This window comes from Marinobacter sp. MBR-105, from assembly GCF_053628895.1.
This window is the reverse complement of sequence record NZ_JBRJHG010000058.1, coordinates 1-1,285: the sequence shown is the minus strand read 5'-3', so window position 1 is coordinate 1,285 and position 1,285 is coordinate 1. Positions and strand designations below refer to the sequence as shown.

Annotated in this window: 1 protein-coding gene; it reads left to right on the top strand. The window is 42.9% G+C overall.

Going from position 1 to position 1,285, the window contains the following annotated elements:
• Positions 1–153: 153 nt before the first annotated feature.
• On the top strand, positions 154–1,107 hold the full coding sequence (locus ACSSVV_RS20980; protein ID WP_058091133.1) for a hypothetical protein: 954 nt from the start codon (positions 154–156) through the stop codon (positions 1,105–1,107).
• The last annotated feature ends 178 nt before the right edge of the window (positions 1,108–1,285 follow it).

The window sequence follows — 1,285 nt, the reverse complement described above, 5'->3', positions numbered from 1 at the left end:
CACACAAATAAAGGGAAAATAGTGTCTGAATCTTCGATTTTTTGCCGTTTAAACCCAAGATGGGCAAATATCAGCAGTTATTCAGACCTTCCCTAAGAACCATCCTTATGGAAAACGGTGACTAATTGCTGTGATATTTGGAGGAGTTGAACGTTGTCTTTAGATGTAGCCTATAGCATTGAAGCTCGGGATTACCTTGATCCTGATAGAGCATATGATCTTTATTGGTCTGGAAATATAACCGACAAGAAAAAATTCATATGCCCAGGCACTGGCTGCATGGCCCAAGTTACGTGCGCTAACTTGGATGAAGACATTCAAGATATGAAAGTGGTACCTCATTTTAGGGTTTATGGGGATCACTCAAGAGACTGTGAGATAAGCAAAAATATACCACTGAACCTCCACTATGAAGACGGCACTCCGGTGAAGGAGGAGCGTCTTAGCGTTGACCAGTCCATCGTTGACGTTTTTGAGCTTGATCGCCCTGAATCCTATTACGACGAGCCACGAGAAAGTGATTCGCCAAAGGCACAAGGCGCTAATAAGCCAAAATGTGCAAGGAAAACGAAGGAAACGAGGCTTCGGGAAAATGGCAGTATTGGCACAGTGTACTCTGTGCGTTCAGTCGTCAGCAGATATATACGTTATAAGAAAGATGGTTCTATAAAGTTCCGAAGAATAAATATTTCAGGTAAGGATGTTTACTACAGCAGTATATTCAAATGTATTTGGGAGCAAGACCTGGATGACCTTCCAGATTTTCCGGTCATATACTACGGTTGGGCGTTCGTTAATAGGCTTCCATCTGATCGCGGCTACCAGATAAAATTTAAGAAAAAACTAAAGCAAAGGGATGATGAACTTACGACCACTGTAATGATTGCTGATAGCACCATAGATAATTATAAGATAAAAAAGCTAATGGCAACTAGGCTGGAGAAGATTTATCAAAAAGACACACCCACTGCCTTTGTTTTTATATACGCTCAACCTGAAGTAAATACCTCAAAATCTGACATAAAGTATGCCAACTTTAGCTTGAAAAACTTGGATATGATTGATGTTAACTATGAGTGTCCGCTACCAAAAGAATATAACAAATAGTTCCAGTATGTTCCGGGCCTGGCGGCCCTCCACCGGACGCCCTTTTCTCCGCTTCGCTGCAAAAAGGTCGCCGCTGAACAAAAGCGTTAATGGCCCGGCATTTGTGAGTTTTGGCGGGTGCGGTGCAAAGGCCTTGGCACCGGGTTTGGTTGCAACGCTCGTTCACTCTGGTGATTGC